Raw genomic sequence first — 14970 nt, forward strand, 5'->3', positions numbered from 1 at the left:
CCGGGTTTTGAACTGGCGGATATCCAGGATATCAACCGGAAAAGTCCGGCCTCCTGATCCGGCCGCTTCAAAAGGTCACCCGGATCAAATCCGTCCCGGCGCTTACAAAACCAGTGCGCAGCAGCTCGCAGCTGCAGCGCAGCCTTGTAAGGTTGCACAGCAGAAAGGCGGTGGCAGGAAGAACCCCGGATTCGGCGGCAGACGGTTCAATCTGCAGAAGCGGCATGCCCCTGCGCACCGTTTCTCCGGTATGGACACAGAAAGAGCACCTCCGCTCGCTGGGATGGTCCGCGCCAAGCCCCACGTGAAGCAGGAGCTCCAGCCCTTCTTCCGTCATCATCCCCACGGCGTGGAAGCCGATCTGAGCGACTATTTTTACATTGGCGGGCGCAAGGAAGGTCTTTTCTGTGGGGAACAGGACGGCCCCGCTGCCGGCCATCCCCTGGGCGAAGCATTGGTCCGGGCATTCCCTGATCAGGGCCGCTCTGCCGCAGGCCGGACATCCCAACAGCAATTCTCTGTTTTTCTCATGCACCGCCGGTCACATCCTTTCCCAGGACCCCAGTATAAAGCCTTTGTAAGGCCAAATCTGCCGAATCTGCGCCCTCTTTTATCCATAAATTTTACACGAATTTGAAGTTTTTGTCAAATAAATTTGTGAATTATAGATAGACGAAACTGCAAAAACGAATGGGCGTGTCTAAAAACTGCCTTGGACAGCCACACACCCCTGCCCGGGAAGCTTTGGTCAGGGATTTCTAAAGTTTCTTTCCCCTGAGCGGGGGTCTCTCCGCTTATCGCACAAAATGAGCCTGGCCTTCAGGCTTACTTTGTTCAGCGGCTGCTTGTGGGAGGGGCACGGTCTTCCCATAGGAAAAGGGTACTGTCAGCTTTCCGCCGGCAGTACCCTTTTCCTATGATGTCCCGCTTTCCATTCCGGACCGGTTGGACTGCTTTCAGGAAAGCTGCTGCTTTTTCTCCTGGATGGCCTGTTCCAGCCGTTCCAGCGTCTCCCGGTCGTCAATCTCTCCGATCAGGGCTGCCGTGAGGCCGACGAGACGGCAGCCGTCCAGGCCTCTAGTCCCCTGAATCTGCATCACTGCATATTCCTCCAAGGTCAGTTCGGGAAGAAAGGTGCGCGCATAGTTCTTGGTGCTCTGTACAAATCCGGCCACCTGAACGGCTCCCTTTTCCAACATGGAGTTGAGCAGGATATGGATGGAGCCTGCTTTCCAGCTTCGGTCGGGTGAGAGGGCGATGATCTCGGAACGGCACAGGGGACGCTTCTCTTTCCAGAGAAGATCCATAATTTCCATTTCGCTTTTTGTCAGCTTGAAATACGGCCTTTTCACAGACGATATCACTCCTTCCGGTCTCAGAGCCTGCTTTGTGCATCCATGTTTCCGGCAGATTCCCGCGGCGCACCCACCGTTCCCCAAACCCAGCGGAATCATGCGTACCCCATAGAGGAGAAACAGGCTGCAGGGCGGTACGCTTCTTTTCTCTATCATACGGCTGGAAAAAAGAGAAGTCAATGAATCTGAGATATTTTCCGGTTTATCCCGGGCTGCGCGGCGGAGTTTCCTTTTGCGGCGCGCTGTGTTATACTACGGATATCGGAATCGGAACACTGGGAAGGCTGCCGTTTCTTTGCGAGCCGCGGCATATGGTTCCCTCAGAAAGGAAGAGCGTGATAACATGGAAAAGCAGGAAAGCTTGTGGGTCGCAAAGCCGCTGAAGCTTGCGGGAGCCCGCAATGTACGGGATTTGGGAGGCTACCCCGCGGAGGATGACGGCACAGTGCAGAGCGGACGGTTCTACCGGGGGGACAGCACTGCCGGCCTGACCGGGGAGGACGTGCGGCTGCTTCAGCAGCTGGGGGTGGGCTGTGTTGTGGACCTGCGCAGCGGCCAGGAGACGGAACGCGCTCCCTCCGCCCTCAGGGAAACCCCAGGGGTGGATTACTATGCGGCGCCCATGCTGGACCAGGTGACCTCCAGCGCGTTTCAGGGGAAGCTGCCGGAACGGATGGGGGAGGTCTATGTGGAACTGCTCACCCATATGGGGGAGCAGTTTGTGCGGATTTTGGAGTTGTTCGCCGCCCACCGGGGCAGGGCCTGCCTGTTCCACTGTACCGCCGGAAAGGACCGTACCGGTGTCACCGCCATGCTGTTGCTGCTGCTGGCCGGGGTGCCGCGGGAAGTTATTATAGCGGATTACAGCGCCACAGGCCTCTATATGAAAGAGAGCTTTGCGCAGCAGAAGCGCTGGGCCGAAGAAACCTTCGGCAAGGCTCCGCCCGACCATGTTTTTTCCTCCGATCCGGCGGAGATTGAGATGGCGCTTGCCTATCTGGAGGAAGAATACGGCACGGCCCGGGATTACCTGCGGCAAAACGGCGCTTCGGAGGAGCTTCTGTGTTCGATTCGGGAGATGCTGCTGTCCCCCCGGGGCTGACGGAGAACAGCTCCTGCTCCACAATAAAAAGGGCCCGCTGCAAAAGTAAAAAACTGCAGCAGGCCCCTGGAAAAGCAAGAGAAAGACGGTATAGCATGGTTTTACGGGGAAGGATGTAAAACCATGCTTTTTTTATCCCTCCTGAGCCAAATAGGCGGAAAGGAAGAGGATACCGCGGATGTGGTGCACGCTCTGGTCGCCGGAAAGGGAATGGTCAAAGAGAGGATCCCAGGACCAGAAGCCCCATTTCACATGGGGATCCTCCAGGTGCTCGGGATACTTTCCGTCCGGCGCCGCCTGCAGGGAAAGCCCGTAGCGCACGGCCCGGACGGCGCAGTCCAGAAAGGCCTGTTCCCCGGTGTCCCGGTGCAGCCGCAGCATGGAGAGGGCAATGTTCGGCATATCGCCGGGGCCCACGTTGGGCGCGCAGATTTCCCCGTCGGAATCGATGCCGATGGGGAAGGAGCCGTCTTCCCGCTGGCGGGCCGCCACCCAGCGCCCGAACCGCACGGCGGCGTCCAGGTATTTTTGTTCCCCGGTAACCTCCGAGAGGAAGCAGAGGCCCCGCAGCTCCGGTGCGGTCAGGTCGGAGTTCCAAAACTCGCCGTCCAGCAGATAGAAGCAGCCGTCCTCCGCCTGCTGGCGCAGGCCCTGTTCGCCCCAGAGCACGGCCTCCTCCAGATACCGCTTCTCCTGGGTGAGTTCGTACAGCTCCAGGTAGCAGACCAGGGGAAACCCGAAGGACTGCCAGACGTAGCCCTTGCTGCTCCACTGGTAAGTTCCGGTGTGGTATTTATACTGGAAACCGGCCTTTCTGGCCTGCTTGAAGAAGTTGTGGAACTGCCGGATGCAGAACAGGTAGTGTTCGTTCCCCGTGCGGCGGTACAGGGCATTGGCCGCCAGGAAGGCGTCCCCTGTATATTTTACATAGAGCTCCTGCGGCTTCTGGCCGTCCCGCACGCCGCCCTGCCAGGTGAACATGGGATGGATTTCGCAGGTGTTCCGGTAGGCCCAGTCAAAGCAGCTCTCCGCCCGTTCCAGCATTCTGGCGTCGCCGTACAGGTCGTACATCACCAGGTAGTTGATCACCATGAGAAAATTGCCGCTGTCCAGCTCCCCAAAGGTTTTGACGTCGGCCCGGTAATAGTGGCGCAGCGCCCCCGCCTCTTCATCGAACAGGGAGTCAAGGAACTGATAGACGCAGTTTTTGCAGCGCAGTTCCAGCTCTTCCGGCGAATAGCCCAGAAGCTCCTCCACCCTGGCATTGCGCTTTTCCGGCAGCTTGAGCCCCCAGCCGGAGGGGGAAATGGTTTCGAACATAAAATTTCTCCTTTTTTTCATCGTGCAATCCATACATTGCAGGGTTTCGAATTTTATCTGCTACAATCAAGGGAATAACGAAAACAAGAAAGGTGAATTGGCAGATGGAACAAAAATTGCATCAGGATTTGTACCTGGGAGCGGTTCTCCGAAGGATGAGGCATAACAGGAACGAAACACAGGGCCAAGTGGTGATACAGCTGCAGCTGCGTGGCTACCCGGTAACCAAAAGAAGCTACAGCTATATCGAGAACGGGCGAAGAAGTCTTCGTGTCAGCGAGTTGATTGCCCTGAAACAGATTTTCAGGGTTTCCTATGAGGATTTCTTTCTGGAGCTGGAAAAGGAGGAAGAGGCGCGGCAGTGATCAGCGCCGGAGGGAGGCCTTGCTCCCAGGCCCTTCCTCATGCGCTAGCGTCCGGCATCCGTCTTTTTCACCGATCCTCCCGGAATCATCTGGCAGGGCACGGTGACAGTGTGGTCGCAGGCCTCCCCCAGCAGCAGCTTGTGCAGAAGCTCCGCGGCCCGGTAGCCCTTCCGAAAACTGTCCTGGCGCACGGTGGCAATGGTGGGGTGCACCATCTGGGTGGAGACGAGGCCGTCAAATCCGAAGAGGGAGACCTCCTCTGGAATCTTCTTTTTCAGATGCTGCAGGGCACTGTGGCAGCCCAGGGCCATATAATCGCTGGCGCAGAAGATGCCGTCTGTTTCCGGGCAGCGTTTGAGCAATTCCAGCGTGGCCTGCCGGGCCTCCTTCCAGTCGAAATCCGCATTGATAATCTGTTCCGGAAGGCAGGGCAGGCCGGCCTCCGCCAGGGCGGCGCGGAAACCGGCTTCCCTGGTCTGGGAAACATAGGCACGCGGATGTCCGGAAAGCATGAAAACCTGCCGGCAGCCGGATTCTATCAAAGCGGCGGCGGCCTGCTTGGCGTAGTAGAAATCGTTGACCAGCACACAGCCCTTCCGTTCCGCCTCCAGCGGGATGTCGATCACCACGCAGCAGAGCTCCGATTCCACCATCTCCCGGTAATTGCCGCTCTGATAGTCCGCGCCGAAGAGGATGGCGCCCCGCACGCCGCGTTGGCGGCAGTAGCCGGCATAGGAGGTGCAGGAATCGTCCAGCAGGTAGGTGGCCGCCTCCAGGCTGTGGGAAGAGGCGTAGCTGCTGATGCCGGAGAGAAGGGAATGGATGTTGGGGGAACCGAAATCCGTGCTTTCCTGCTCAATTCCCTTGACCAGCGCGGCAATCTGCAGGGGAATGCTGCCCGCCAGTGCGGAGGCCGCCATGTTTTTTACATAGCCCAGCTCCACAGCCGCCTTCTCCACCTTTTTCCTTGTGGCTTCGCTTACGTCCTCCCGGCCGTTGAGCGCCCGGGAAGCCTGGGTGAGGGATACGCCCGCACGCAGAGCCACGTCCTTCAGGTTGACCATGTCTGTCCGCCCCTTTCCTCCAAATCGTTTCGGACTGCGTTCAAAAGACAACCGGCACAGTGCCCGGTTGTTTGAGATGAATTCGGCCTTCTTTGTAAAATATTAATAACATAGAAAGAAAAATTTGTCAAGATTGTTTTTCCGAAACGCTTGCGGTTCTGAAATTTCCATGCTAGAATGTCTGCAAACAGAAACGGGGGATTCTCCGTTTCCCACTGCCTGCACCTGTGTCCGGGAAAGGCGCAGGCAGTAAAGCAGCAGAAAAGGGAGAAAGGGAGTTGACCATGAAGCAGGAAGACAGAATTACGGTGTATCAGACGGAGGAAAAGCCCTGCCTGACCACAGGGCACAGGCTCTATGTGATCGGCGGCCAGAACGGCATGTTTCCCCAGAAAGGGGAGCATATGGGCGGGGAGATGTGGGGCGTGTGGGCCCCTCCCATCAAACTGCTGGACGGTTTTTGGCTGGAACTGGACGGCAGGTGGCTGACCCGGGCCGACGCCTTTACGGCGCTGCCCTATGGCTGCTGCTTTGCTTACGAAAACGTTTCGGGACTGAACGTGGAGCGCTTTCAGTTTGTGCCTCAGGAGGAGGCGGCGCTGTTCGTGCGGATCACTCTGGAAAACCGGGAGGAGCAGCCCTGGCAGGGCAGGCTCCGCCTGGCGGTGAAAACGGAGCTGATGCCCGTATGGCTCTCCGACCGGCTGGGCGTCCGGGACGGGCAGGACCGGGTGCGCCGGAAGGGGGATCTGGTGCTGGGGAAGGATGAGGAGAACCCCTGGAGCTTTACTGATGTGCGATAAAGAAGTAATAGAAGTGTAAAAAATTTTGCCGTTCCTATCCGGCACTTGCGCATTGTGTCGGATAGGTCGGGCGGTTATTCGGGCAAGTCCACCTTGCCAACAAAAGAATAATAAATCTCAATGTCCTGTCTGCGGGTCTTGTTCTCGTCATAGCTGCACTCATGCACAACGATTTTCTCTACAAACTCCCGCAGCAGAGTAGGGGTAAGTTCTTCAAAGCTGGTATGCCGCCGGACAACATTCATAAACTTTTCTGCGTTCACGGTGGCTTCCTGTGCTTTGGAAAGCTCCGCTTGAATAGCAGCGGCTCTTTCTTTCAGCTCCCGTTGCTCTGCTTCATAGTCTGCCGACAGCTCTGTGAAACGCTCGTCTGATATGCGCCCGGTCACGCTGTCCTCATACAGCCGCTTGAAGATAGCGGATAACTCGGCTATGCGTTTCTCGGAGGCTTCCAGTTCCTTTTTCTTGGCGGCGTTCCTGCGTTTGCCCCCGTCCTCGTTCTGCTCAATCAAGAGTTTCATAAACCGGGCTTCATGCTTTGCCGCATAGCTGGTCACTTTCCGCAGATTGGAGAGTACACCAGCGGTCAAGAGGTCGGTGCGGATAAAGTGCGCCGTACAGTCATGGGTGCGTTTCTTGTAGTTGCCGCAGATATAACAGTCCTGCTTGCGCTTGTCCGTCTGGTATCGCTGCTGATACATCACGCTGCCGCAGTCCGCACAGAACAGTATGCCGGAGAACAAACCCACTTCATCATAGCGGTTTGGGCGTTTGCGCTGTTTGCGAAGCTCCTGCACCCGTTCCCATGTTTGGGTGTCTATGATAGGCTCGTGGTGGTTCTCGAAAATCACTTGCTTTTCCGGGGGATTTTCTACACTGTGCTTGACTTTGTAAGAAAGTTTTTCTGTCTTGAAATTTACCAGACAGCCTGTGTATTCCCGGTTTTCAAGGATATGCACTACGGTATTGGTCGCCCACTTGCACTCATAGCCGGGGTGGTAGCGGCGGGTGCTGCCCGTCCTGCGGTATTCAAGCGTTCCCGGCGTGGGGATTTGCTGCTCTGTGAGCATACGGGCTATCTTGGTCGGACCATTCCCGGCAAGACAGAGGTTGTATATCTGCTTGACTACGGGTGCAGCTTCCTCGTCAATAATGAAATTTTCATCCTCGTCCATGAGGTAGCCATACACAGGCTTGCTTGTGATGGGCTTGCCATTCATGCCTTTTGAGCGTTTTACTGCTTTGATTTTCTTGCTCGTATCTCTCACCAGCCATTCGTTAAAGATATTCCGCAGCGGGGCAAAGTCATTGTCGCCCTGTGCGCTGTCCACTCCGTCATTGATAGCGATGAAGCGGACACCTTTCTGTGGGAAAATCATTTCCGTGTACATTCCCACTTGCAGGTAGTTTCGCCCTAACCTCGACATATCCTTTACGATAACTGTCCCGACTTTTCCGGCTTCAATGTCCGCAAGCATGGCTTGAAAACCGGGTCTTTGAAAGTTCGCACCAGAATAACCGTCGTCCGTGTACCAGCGCAGATTGGAAAAGCCGTTCTGCTTTGCATAGGTTTCAAGGATACGCTTCTGATTGGAAATGGAATTGCTTTCGCCTTGCAGCTCGTCCTCATGGGATAGTCTTGGGTAAAGGGCGGTAATTGGTTGTTGGTTGGTCTGTCTTAACATAAAATCCTCCGTTTCCGACAGCCAGCCCCACTATTCCGTACCTTGATTGTACCACATGGGGCGGCTGTCTGTATAGCGGCAAAAGCGTCAAATCTGCTTCTTTATGGTCGGTCAAATCGCCGTTTTTTGTGTAGCAGCTTCCGCTTCCAGCACTTTCATCATCTTGTCGGCTGCGGTGTCGGTTGCGCCCTGCTTGAAGAAGCCGGAAACGGTAAGGACGGAGTTGCCCATGCGGATTTCCGTCACACAGTCCGGGCGGCGGTCTGTTTTGGTGGTGCTTGTCTGTTTCGTTTCTGTCATAGGCTCTCCTTTCGCTGCTTCATCAGTTGCTTTAAGCGTTCCAGCTTTTCCTGTGCGGTTTCCTTTCGGAAGTTGCTGCCCGTGAAGCGGACGGGGGCGCACATGGAAGTCAGCCTGTCATAGATACGGGCGTGGGGCGTGTCCTGCGGGTGCTGCAATTCCTCCAGCGTGAGGTTGGTCGTGGCGATCAGCGGCTTGCCGCTTCGGTAACGGCTGTCAATCACGCTGTAAACCTGTTCCAGCCCGTATTCTGTTCCTCGCTCCATACCGAAATCATCAAGTATCAGCAGAGGGTAGCTGCAAAGGCGGGAAATATATTCGTTCCTGCCCTCAAAGCTGGCGGCAAGGTCACCCAGTATCGTTGCAAAGTTTGTCATGCAGACGGCAACCTCTTTTTCCATAAGGGCGTTGGCGATACAGGCGGCAAGGTAGCTTTTTCCCGTCCCCACGCCGCCCCAAAACAGGTAGCCGATATTTTCAGCCTGCATGGTTTCCCAGCTCTCCACATAAAAGCGGGCGGTTTCGGTCTGCGGGTTTCTGCCGTTGTCATGCTCAAATGTCCAGTTCCGCATAGCAGGGTCGGTAAAGCCCCGGCGTTTCAAGTCCTCCACTTTTTCAAGGTGCTTCTGTCGGCTTTCGGCGGCTTGCTGCTTTTCACGGGCTGCCCGCTGGCAGTCGCACTCTGCCGGGTGGCGGTCACGCCCGAAACAAGTCTTTCCCTCTGCAAAATAGGCTTCTTTGGGCGTATGGCACTTACCGCAGTATAAAAGCCCGTCCTCGCCTGTGTAGTCCTCCGCTTCGGCGGTAGTGGCTGTAATGTCCGTAATCATAGCTTCAATTCCGTTTTTCATAAGCTCTCGCCCTCCTTGCATGAATAATCGGGTATGCCCTGTTTCGGGGCAGCCTTGCCTTTGGCAGCGTCCTCCTGCGCCCACTTGTAAATGGTGGCTGCATGGCTGTGGTACTGTTTCCCGGTGGAAGCGATATGGCAGGAAAGCCGGTCAATATAATACTCCCACTTGTCGGGCAACTCTGTTTTTAGCCCGGAAAGCTCTGTATCGGTCAGTATCACATTGTTGTATCTGCCATAAGCGGCGGGGGCGGGGTGTCCCGTTTCTCCCTCTCTCTCTTTTTCTATCTCTATCTCTTTCTCTAACTCTATCTCTATCTCTGGTGGACGAATGTCGGACAAATGTCCGCCTTTTGTCCGGGGCGGTAAAAGTGCCTTGTTTTCCAGTCTTGCAGCCCGTTTCCGCTCGGCTTCGGTAGAGGACTGTCCTATCATCAGCTCAATGTCGGTCATATAGAAAGCCCCGCTGTCAAGCTGCTCCACAAGCCCCAACTGCCGGAAAATCTCTAAAGCCCTCTCAACCGTCCCTATCTGGTGGCGGGTCAGTGTCGCTATCATCTGCGCTGTGTAGGGGATATGCTCGTCAAGCTGCAATTTCCCGCCGTTTTTCAGCGATTTTAAGTACAGCTTCAAGAGGATATTGGAGTATAAAATCCCGTCTTTCATATCTTCCAGCAGCACAATGGAGTCGCTGTCAAAAAAGTTCTCTTTCAGCTTGAGGTAGTAATACTTGCGGTTATCTGCCATTGTCCCTGTCCTCCTTTTTCCGGCGTTTGGAGTAGTAGTGGGGGCAGAGTATGATAACCGCCCGGAAGCTCTGCTTGCAGCTATGGGTACAGCCCCGGCAGAGGTCATTGTATGTGATACGATCGCAGGTGGAATTCCCGACTTTCACTTGCCGCAGGAAAAAAGACCATTCCAGCCGCCGTTTCTTGCTCATTCTTGGCATGGGTGCGCTCCTTTCTGCCGTTTCCGCTGGTGTGGCGGTATCGGCGGTAATTCTGTATCATCTCGGTATCATTTTCGGGTTTTTTCTGCCCTATAAGCCCGTTAAAAAATCCTTTGGTATTTGCGGATAGGGTACGGGGCAGCCCCCTTGTTCTGTATAGGTTCGGGTACATTTTGGGGCGGTTTTTATCGTTCCTGTTCCTGCCTTTTCACAGGCTTGCGCTCCCGGTGTAAAATCTGGTCGATATTGCCCTTGACAGTCTGTAAGCGGCGGTATTCCTCCCGTTTTGCCCGGTAATCGTTGTAGCCGCTGTTTTTCTCTTGGATAAGGGTTTCAATCTCTGCTTGCAGGGCTTTATAGCTCGGCAGCTTGGAAATGCCGTTTTCCCTGAAATAGCGGGCGGCTGCGTCTGCTATGATAAAGTCGCTTTCGTACTTCTGACGGTAGGCTGCTTTTGCTTTGGCGTTTTTCTGCTGTTTCAGCCCGTCCCGGACAGGGCGGGTCTTGGAATAGGCAAGCACCTGCCGTTGCAGCTCCTTTTTCCCGTTCAGCGTCTTTTCCATCTGCTTCAGCTCTGTAAGGCTTTCCCGCATGGCGGTATAGGCGGCAGAACAGGCTTCGTCCAGTTCCTCCGGGGAAGAAAAGCCGTACTGCTGATAGGCGGTAACGGTAGCTGCCATTTGCTTTAGGTTGTGCTTTGCCGCCCAGCGGTCATAGCCCACGCCCTTGCCCTCGGCTCGCTTGGCTTCCCGGTCAACCATGCGCTGCAAGGTGTTGTCTGCCGGGGTGGTTTTTGTGGTTTTTTCCCCTTGTGACAGCTTTTTAACCGCGGCAGGGTATTCGAGTATGGCTTTGCTCTGTTCGGCGGCTCTGTGGGCGTTCTGCGTAAGCAGGACAAGGACAGCAGCCTTGTCAAAATCGTCCCCCAGCTTCCGGGCTGTGATAGGCTTTGTCCTGTCCGGCGTGAGGTAGGAAAGCCGCCCCCGGCTCTCCTTGACGGTCACACCCTCCCGCAGCAAAAGGGAAGAAAATTCGTCAAAGCTGCCAGCTTGGGAAAGTGCCTGCCGTATCGTCCGGCGCAGCTTCGCCTTGTCCGTTTCAAACTTGGTGGGCTTGGTCGGCTGTCCTGCGGCTTCTCTGACAGCGTTCTCTTTATCAAGGGCAAGCTGTCCTTTCTTTGCCGCCCAGTATTCCCGTTCGGTTATCCGTTCCTTGCTGCCGCTTAGGAGGTCGATTTGGTAAAGCCCCTCCCGGTGGCACATCTCCATGACTTCACTCTTGAAATATTCCATAGCGGCGTTGGTGCAGCGGTGCTTGCAGCCCTCCCGTGTGTCGGCTGGTCTGTCCATGTAGGGCAGAAGCGGGACTTCATAAATCCGCAGGGAGTTGATGACGATATGCACATGGATATTGCCGCTGTGGTTATGCCCGTCCGGGTGGGTGCAGACTAAGGCTTGGTGTCCGGGGAAATGCTCTTTACAGAACTGCTCGCCCAGCTCCTGCGCCCGGTCTACGGTCAAGCCGTTGTCTGTCCCGTCCCGTGGGTCAAAGCTGATGATATAGTGGTGGCTTTTCACATCTTCCCGTTTTTGGTTTTTCTCATAGCGGAGATTAGCCCGCATACAGGCAACAGCGAAATCCTCGCCCCCACAGTTGAGGGAAGAAATGCGGTAATCCTCCCTCGGTATCAGCCGCCCGTTTTCATCAAGGGTGGGCTTCATGGTAAACTCGTCATGCTCAAATGTGAGATAGGCTTCCGCTGCGCCATAGTCCGCATTTTTAGAGCTGATATGTTTGAATGTTGCCAACAGCGTCACCCACTTTCTGCAAGACTTCAAACTTTAGGGCAGCAAGGTCGGAAACCGCCGCCCGTACCTCCCCGGCAAGCTGCGGGTAGGGGCTGTGCCACTCGTTCAGCGTCCGGGCTATCTGGTTTAAGTTGCCGCCGATCCTGCCGTATTCGGCGGTCAGCTTCCCGACAGCGGCAAGCAACTCGTCATTGACGGGGGAAACGGTTATGATGGGGCGTATGGCTGCCCCGGTTATGGCTTGCCGGATAAACTCGGCTTGGCTCATGTTGTAAGCAGAAAGCCTTTCCGCAAACTCGGCGTATTCTTCCTCGGTCATGCGTGTCTTGACTACCCGGCTGCGGTGCGGCGTGTTATATCGTTTTCGCATGGTAAAACCTCCTTCGGCTGTGCGTGGTGTCCTCTCACTAATAGGAGAAAAACAGGGTGTAAAGCGGAACTGTTTTTGAAAAATCCGAAAAATTATTTTGAGGGATTTTCCAGCGGCGTAAGCCGCATAAGCAGGGTTTGGGGAAGGCACTCCCCAACAAGATTCCCGCAGGGGCAAAATGAGCGATAAGCGAATTTTGGTACTGCGGTAGAATCTTGCTCTGAAAAACTCCGGCGTTCCCCGGCTTCCGTACTTTCCGCTAACAAGACGTTTCAAAAGGGCTTTGCTACCCGCTATTCCGGCATATCTTGAAAATTTTCCTTTCACTACCTACAACACCACGCAAAGCAAAATGGACGGAGATTTTTAGAATTTCCCCTTATTCCCTACAACACCACGCAAGCCGAAAAAGGCGGACAATGGCAGTATTTTTTTCTTTGATACCCTCCACGGATAAGTAAGGGATTTTGCCAACTGCGGCGGCAATTTTCCCTTTTGTTTTTTCATACTGGGGATTTTCAAAAATGCCAAACAGGAACGAAAAAAAGCAGCAAATCTGTTGAATAGATTTACTGCTTTCTGGTTGCCGGCGAAGCGGCGGTTATTCAGTTGTAGGCGGTAGGGCTATCTCCCAAAGCGGAACTTGAAAATAGCTGTGAGAAGCGTCTGGGTGATGTAGTCCTCTGTATCTTGGTCTACCCGTCCATTCACACGGGCGGCACATTGTATGCGGCGGCGGTAATACTGCAATACAGTTCCCACCGCTTCCGGCTCCCCGCTGGTGGCTTGGACGATTGTTTCATAGGGGAGAAGCCTATTATTTCTCATATGCCATTCCCTCCATTTCCGCTTGGAGCTGCCGTAGGACTTTTCGGATATGGTAGCCCGCTGTGCTGCGGCTGCGCCCGTACTGTCTGCCAATTTCGTGCTGTGGAATACGCTTGAAAAAGGACAGGTAAATCATTTCCCGCTCCCGTTCGTCCAGCCGTGACAGGGCTTCCGCAAGTAAGCCGCTGCTGAAAATGACCGTATCGCCGCAAAGGGTAAGTATGTATTCCTCGTCCGGCTCCGGGGCTTGGAAATATTCATCTGTCGTGCCTAAAGGGTAGTGCTTTTCGTCTGTGAGGTATTCAAGGGATATTTCTCTTTTGTGCTTCCTGCTCCGTGTCCTCGCTGCGTTGATCGTTGCATTTCGGATAACGACTTTGCAAAAGGCATGGAAAGTGTACTCGATATGTTCCCGATATTCTTCTGTACAGGTCATGGAAAATCCCCCTTTCCTCCCAAAAGGGCTGTGGCTGGTTAGTAGTTGCTTTTTATGATAGTAAGGGGCGGCAGCACTTTAGGCTGTCGCCCCTTGATTGCCTACCAGCAAAGACGGGCGGGGCTGTCAACGACGGCGCGAAGCGGCGTTCATTTTATCGTTGACTGGCTCGGCTGGGTTTGCTATTTACCCGACAAACTTGAATTTATTTTAAGCTATCACGTTTTACCTTCTTAAGCCTTACTATCATTACCATAGGAATTTCTTTGTTGGTTTTGAAACATTCTTCATAAAATCCATCAATGACAAATCCAGCTCTAAAACAAAGGTTAAAAATATCTTGTATGGAACGATGATAATAAATCTGCTCTTTCGGTTGCCCTTCAATCGCTATATCATAGTAACTGTGCGGTGTCATATATTTTTCAGTCAACGTGACAAAACAAGGGTGTTGCGTTGCAAAGACAAAAATTCCGCTTTCCTGCAACAGTTCATAAACAGCCATAAGAAGTGGTTCAATGTCCGTAATATCCATAATTGCCATATTAGAAACTGCTTTCGTAAAGGCTCGATTTCTTTTTAATTCTAATATACTTTTTCTATCGGTCGCATCCGCCACACAAAATTCAATTTGTTTTGCATATTGTGATTGCCGTCTTTTAGCCAATTCTATCATTTTTTTGCTGTAATCAAAAGCGACAACCGAAGCACCTCTTTGTGCAAGATACGAAGAATAATTTCCATTGCCACACGCAATATCCAAAATGTAATCCGCAGGATTAGGAGATAGAAGTTCCGTTACTTTGGGGCGCACTACCTCTCTGTGAAATTCATTAGATTCGTCACCCATTGCATTATCCCAAAATTGTGCGTTCTCCTCCCAGATTTTTTTACTTTCCTCTGTTCCCATGTTCTCTCCCACTCCCAAAATTTGCTTTTTTGCTTCCATTAAATCTTCCTTACTATATTCCATTGTTACCCTCCATAACTTCTGATTGTTGTCGTCTTGACTATTATGTATCTTTTCTTTCCAAAATGGTATAGGCTTTTATTTTTGTAATGCTGCAAAACTTTTCTTCTGTAAGGTATTCAAAGGATATTTCCCTTTGCCGCCGCTTGCATTAAGCCGCCGCTATTGGAAAGCCAAAAGCAGCGGCTTTTTTTACTCGGTATTACCGAAAAGTATAGAAAGCAGGATATGTCATCATTTGTCATTTCTTCTCAATGTAATAACTGCATGGCATATCAAGCCAAATACAAGAGAAAAACAGCCACCGCCAAATAGTGATGCTCCCCACCCTGCACCTGACATTGTCATAAAACCGCCAACAAAGAAAATACCAATGCCAAGAAATATACCAACACCATAAAAAAGTCCAATTGCCATATCGTACTTATTAAATTGTCGTTTCTCCTTTTTTTCATATGTTTCCATCTTTGTTATTACCTCCTTCGCAAAATCGTCCATGTTGACTCCAAAAAGAAAGCAAATTTTTTTCAACATATTTAAATCGGGTTCATTAACATCTCTCTCCCAATTCGATAGTGCCTGCCGGGTAACATTCAATTCCCCGGCTAGTTCTTCCTGTGTCATTCCCAATTGTGTTCGCAGATGACGTATTTGCTTTCCTGTTGTAATATTCGTCTGTTCCTGGTTCAAAATAGTTTCTCCTCTCTGATACTGATTTTATCAATGATATTTCGCAATAGCCAGCAATGAACGCTTGCATTGCGC

General features: G+C 53.1%; 18 protein-coding genes. 3 read left to right on the forward strand and 15 right to left on the reverse strand.

The features are described 5' to 3' along the window. Positions 1 to 67 precede the first annotated feature (67 nt). Both BN3911_RS02210 and BN3911_RS02215 read right to left on the reverse strand, forming a co-directional pair. Positions 68 to 535, reverse strand: coding sequence for a PTS glucose transporter subunit IIA (locus tag BN3911_RS02210; protein ID WP_066860813.1), 468 nt, complete (start codon positions 533 to 535; stop codon positions 68 to 70). A gap of 421 nt (positions 536 to 956) precedes the next feature. Then, the gene (locus BN3911_RS02215) at positions 957 to 1352 is read right to left on the reverse strand and encodes a BlaI/MecI/CopY family transcriptional regulator (protein WP_187127669.1); all 396 of its coding nucleotides are present in this window, start codon (positions 1350 to 1352) and stop codon (positions 957 to 959) included. 346 nt (positions 1353 to 1698) lie between these two features. On the opposite strand from BN3911_RS02215, the gene BN3911_RS02220 reads away from it, so the two are divergent. After that, the gene (locus tag BN3911_RS02220) at positions 1699 to 2457 is read left to right on the forward strand and encodes a tyrosine-protein phosphatase (protein ID WP_147578492.1); all 759 of its coding nucleotides are present in this window, start codon (positions 1699 to 1701) and stop codon (positions 2455 to 2457) included. 132 nt (positions 2458 to 2589) lie between these two features. Here the strand turns inward: BN3911_RS02220 and BN3911_RS02225 are convergent, their stop codons facing one another. Further along, positions 2590 to 3777, reverse strand: coding sequence for a glycoside hydrolase family protein (locus BN3911_RS02225; RefSeq protein ID WP_066860822.1), 1188 nt, complete (start codon positions 3775 to 3777; stop codon positions 2590 to 2592). Between the two features lie 104 nt (positions 3778 to 3881). On the opposite strand from BN3911_RS02225, the gene BN3911_RS02230 reads away from it, so the two are divergent. Beyond that, entirely contained in the window at positions 3882 to 4142 is a 261-nt protein-coding gene (locus tag BN3911_RS02230; RefSeq protein ID WP_066860825.1) for a helix-turn-helix domain-containing protein, read from the forward strand. 44 nt (positions 4143 to 4186) lie between these two features. Here the strand turns inward: BN3911_RS02230 and BN3911_RS02235 are convergent, their stop codons facing one another. After that, complete coding sequence (locus tag BN3911_RS02235; RefSeq protein WP_066860828.1) at positions 4187 to 5206, reverse strand: LacI family DNA-binding transcriptional regulator; 1020 nt, start codon at positions 5204 to 5206, stop codon at positions 4187 to 4189. Between the two features lie 284 nt (positions 5207 to 5490). Here BN3911_RS02235 and BN3911_RS17345 point away from each other — a divergent pair, with 284 nt between their 5' ends. Continuing rightward, positions 5491 to 6009, forward strand: a complete 519-nt coding sequence (locus tag BN3911_RS17345; RefSeq protein WP_066860831.1) for a hypothetical protein — start codon at positions 5491 to 5493, stop codon at positions 6007 to 6009. A gap of 74 nt (positions 6010 to 6083) precedes the next feature. On the opposite strand, the gene BN3911_RS02245 is transcribed toward BN3911_RS17345, so the two are convergent. From BN3911_RS02245 to BN3911_RS02300, 11 genes are all read right to left on the reverse strand, one after another. Beyond that, the gene (locus BN3911_RS02245; RefSeq protein WP_002569232.1) at positions 6084 to 7694 is read right to left on the reverse strand and encodes a recombinase family protein; all 1611 of its coding nucleotides are present in this window, start codon (positions 7692 to 7694) and stop codon (positions 6084 to 6086) included. Between the two features lie 111 nt (positions 7695 to 7805). Next, entirely contained in the window at positions 7806 to 7994 is a 189-nt protein-coding gene (locus tag BN3911_RS02250) for a transposon-encoded TnpW family protein (RefSeq protein ID WP_002569233.1), read from the reverse strand. Further along, on the reverse strand, positions 7991 to 8845 hold the full coding sequence (locus BN3911_RS02255; RefSeq protein WP_002569234.1) for an ATP-binding protein: 855 nt from the start codon (positions 8843 to 8845) through the stop codon (positions 7991 to 7993). The genes BN3911_RS02250 and BN3911_RS02255 overlap by 4 nt, the downstream gene beginning before the upstream one ends. Beyond that, positions 8842 to 9591: a phage replisome organizer N-terminal domain-containing protein gene (locus BN3911_RS02260; protein WP_002569235.1), complete on the reverse strand. Its 750-nt coding sequence runs from the start codon at positions 9589 to 9591 to the stop codon at positions 8842 to 8844. Before BN3911_RS02260 ends, BN3911_RS02255 begins: the two co-directional genes overlap by 4 nt. Next, positions 9581 to 9793 (reverse strand): hypothetical protein, encoded by a 213-nt coding sequence (locus tag BN3911_RS02265; protein WP_002569236.1) that lies wholly within the window; start codon positions 9791 to 9793, stop codon positions 9581 to 9583. Before BN3911_RS02265 ends, BN3911_RS02260 begins: the two co-directional genes overlap by 11 nt. Before the next feature lie 185 nt (positions 9794 to 9978). Next, complete coding sequence (locus tag BN3911_RS02275) at positions 9979 to 11601, reverse strand: relaxase/mobilization nuclease domain-containing protein (protein WP_002569237.1); 1623 nt, start codon at positions 11599 to 11601, stop codon at positions 9979 to 9981. Then, the gene (locus BN3911_RS02280; protein WP_002569238.1) at positions 11573 to 11971 is read right to left on the reverse strand and encodes a plasmid mobilization protein; all 399 of its coding nucleotides are present in this window, start codon (positions 11969 to 11971) and stop codon (positions 11573 to 11575) included. The genes BN3911_RS02275 and BN3911_RS02280 overlap by 29 nt, the downstream gene beginning before the upstream one ends. 624 nt (positions 11972 to 12595) lie before the next feature. Then, positions 12596 to 12799 carry a helix-turn-helix domain-containing protein gene (locus tag BN3911_RS02285; RefSeq protein WP_003505336.1) on the reverse strand — a complete coding sequence of 68 codons (204 nt, stop codon included), beginning with the start codon at positions 12797 to 12799 and terminating at the stop codon, positions 12596 to 12598. Then, positions 12789 to 13235, reverse strand: a complete 447-nt coding sequence (locus tag BN3911_RS02290) for an RNA polymerase sigma factor (protein WP_003505338.1) — start codon at positions 13233 to 13235, stop codon at positions 12789 to 12791. Before BN3911_RS02290 ends, BN3911_RS02285 begins: the two co-directional genes overlap by 11 nt. A 205-nt stretch (positions 13236 to 13440) precedes the next feature. Then, positions 13441 to 14208 carry a class I SAM-dependent methyltransferase gene (locus tag BN3911_RS02295; protein ID WP_000456787.1) on the reverse strand — a complete coding sequence of 256 codons (768 nt, stop codon included), beginning with the start codon at positions 14206 to 14208 and terminating at the stop codon, positions 13441 to 13443. 231 nt (positions 14209 to 14439) lie between these two features. After that, complete coding sequence (locus tag BN3911_RS02300; RefSeq protein WP_001071126.1) at positions 14440 to 14895, reverse strand: XRE family transcriptional regulator; 456 nt, start codon at positions 14893 to 14895, stop codon at positions 14440 to 14442. Positions 14896 to 14970 lie beyond the last annotated feature (75 nt).

Origin of the sequence: Neglectibacter timonensis, from assembly GCF_900048895.1 — a bacterium.
Classification (GTDB): domain Bacteria; phylum Bacillota; class Clostridia; order Oscillospirales; family Acutalibacteraceae; genus Acutalibacter; species Acutalibacter timonensis.

Bases quoted from the DNA above. Each gene is read 5' to 3' on its own strand.
- BN3911_RS02225 (WP_066860822.1), bottom strand. From the start codon at position 3,777: ATGTTCGAAACCATTTCCCCCTCCGGCTGGGGGCTCAAGCTGCCGGAA.
- BN3911_RS02260 (WP_002569235.1), bottom strand. From the start codon at position 9,591: ATGGCAGATAACCGCAAGTATTACTACCTCAAGCTGAAAGAGAACTTT.
- BN3911_RS02235 (WP_066860828.1), bottom strand. From the start codon at position 5,206: ATGGTCAACCTGAAGGACGTGGCTCTGCGTGCGGGCGTATCCCTCACC.
- BN3911_RS17345 (WP_066860831.1), top strand. From the start codon at position 5,491: ATGAAGCAGGAAGACAGAATTACGGTGTATCAGACGGAGGAAAAGCCC.
- BN3911_RS02230 (WP_066860825.1), top strand. From the start codon at position 3,882: ATGGAACAAAAATTGCATCAGGATTTGTACCTGGGAGCGGTTCTCCGA.
- BN3911_RS02290 (WP_003505338.1), bottom strand. From the start codon at position 13,235: ATGACCTGTACAGAAGAATATCGGGAACATATCGAGTACACTTTCCAT.
- BN3911_RS02250 (WP_002569233.1), bottom strand. From the start codon at position 7,994: ATGACAGAAACGAAACAGACAAGCACCACCAAAACAGACCGCCGCCCG.
- BN3911_RS02220 (WP_147578492.1), top strand. From the start codon at position 1,699: ATGGAAAAGCAGGAAAGCTTGTGGGTCGCAAAGCCGCTGAAGCTTGCG.
- BN3911_RS02285 (WP_003505336.1), bottom strand. From the start codon at position 12,799: ATGAGAAATAATAGGCTTCTCCCCTATGAAACAATCGTCCAAGCCACC.
- BN3911_RS02280 (WP_002569238.1), bottom strand. From the start codon at position 11,971: ATGCGAAAACGATATAACACGCCGCACCGCAGCCGGGTAGTCAAGACA.
- BN3911_RS02295 (WP_000456787.1), bottom strand. From the start codon at position 14,208: ATGGAATATAGTAAGGAAGATTTAATGGAAGCAAAAAAGCAAATTTTG.
- BN3911_RS02265 (WP_002569236.1), bottom strand. From the start codon at position 9,793: ATGCCAAGAATGAGCAAGAAACGGCGGCTGGAATGGTCTTTTTTCCTG.
- BN3911_RS02245 (WP_002569232.1), bottom strand. From the start codon at position 7,694: ATGTTAAGACAGACCAACCAACAACCAATTACCGCCCTTTACCCAAGA.
- BN3911_RS02255 (WP_002569234.1), bottom strand. From the start codon at position 8,845: ATGAAAAACGGAATTGAAGCTATGATTACGGACATTACAGCCACTACC.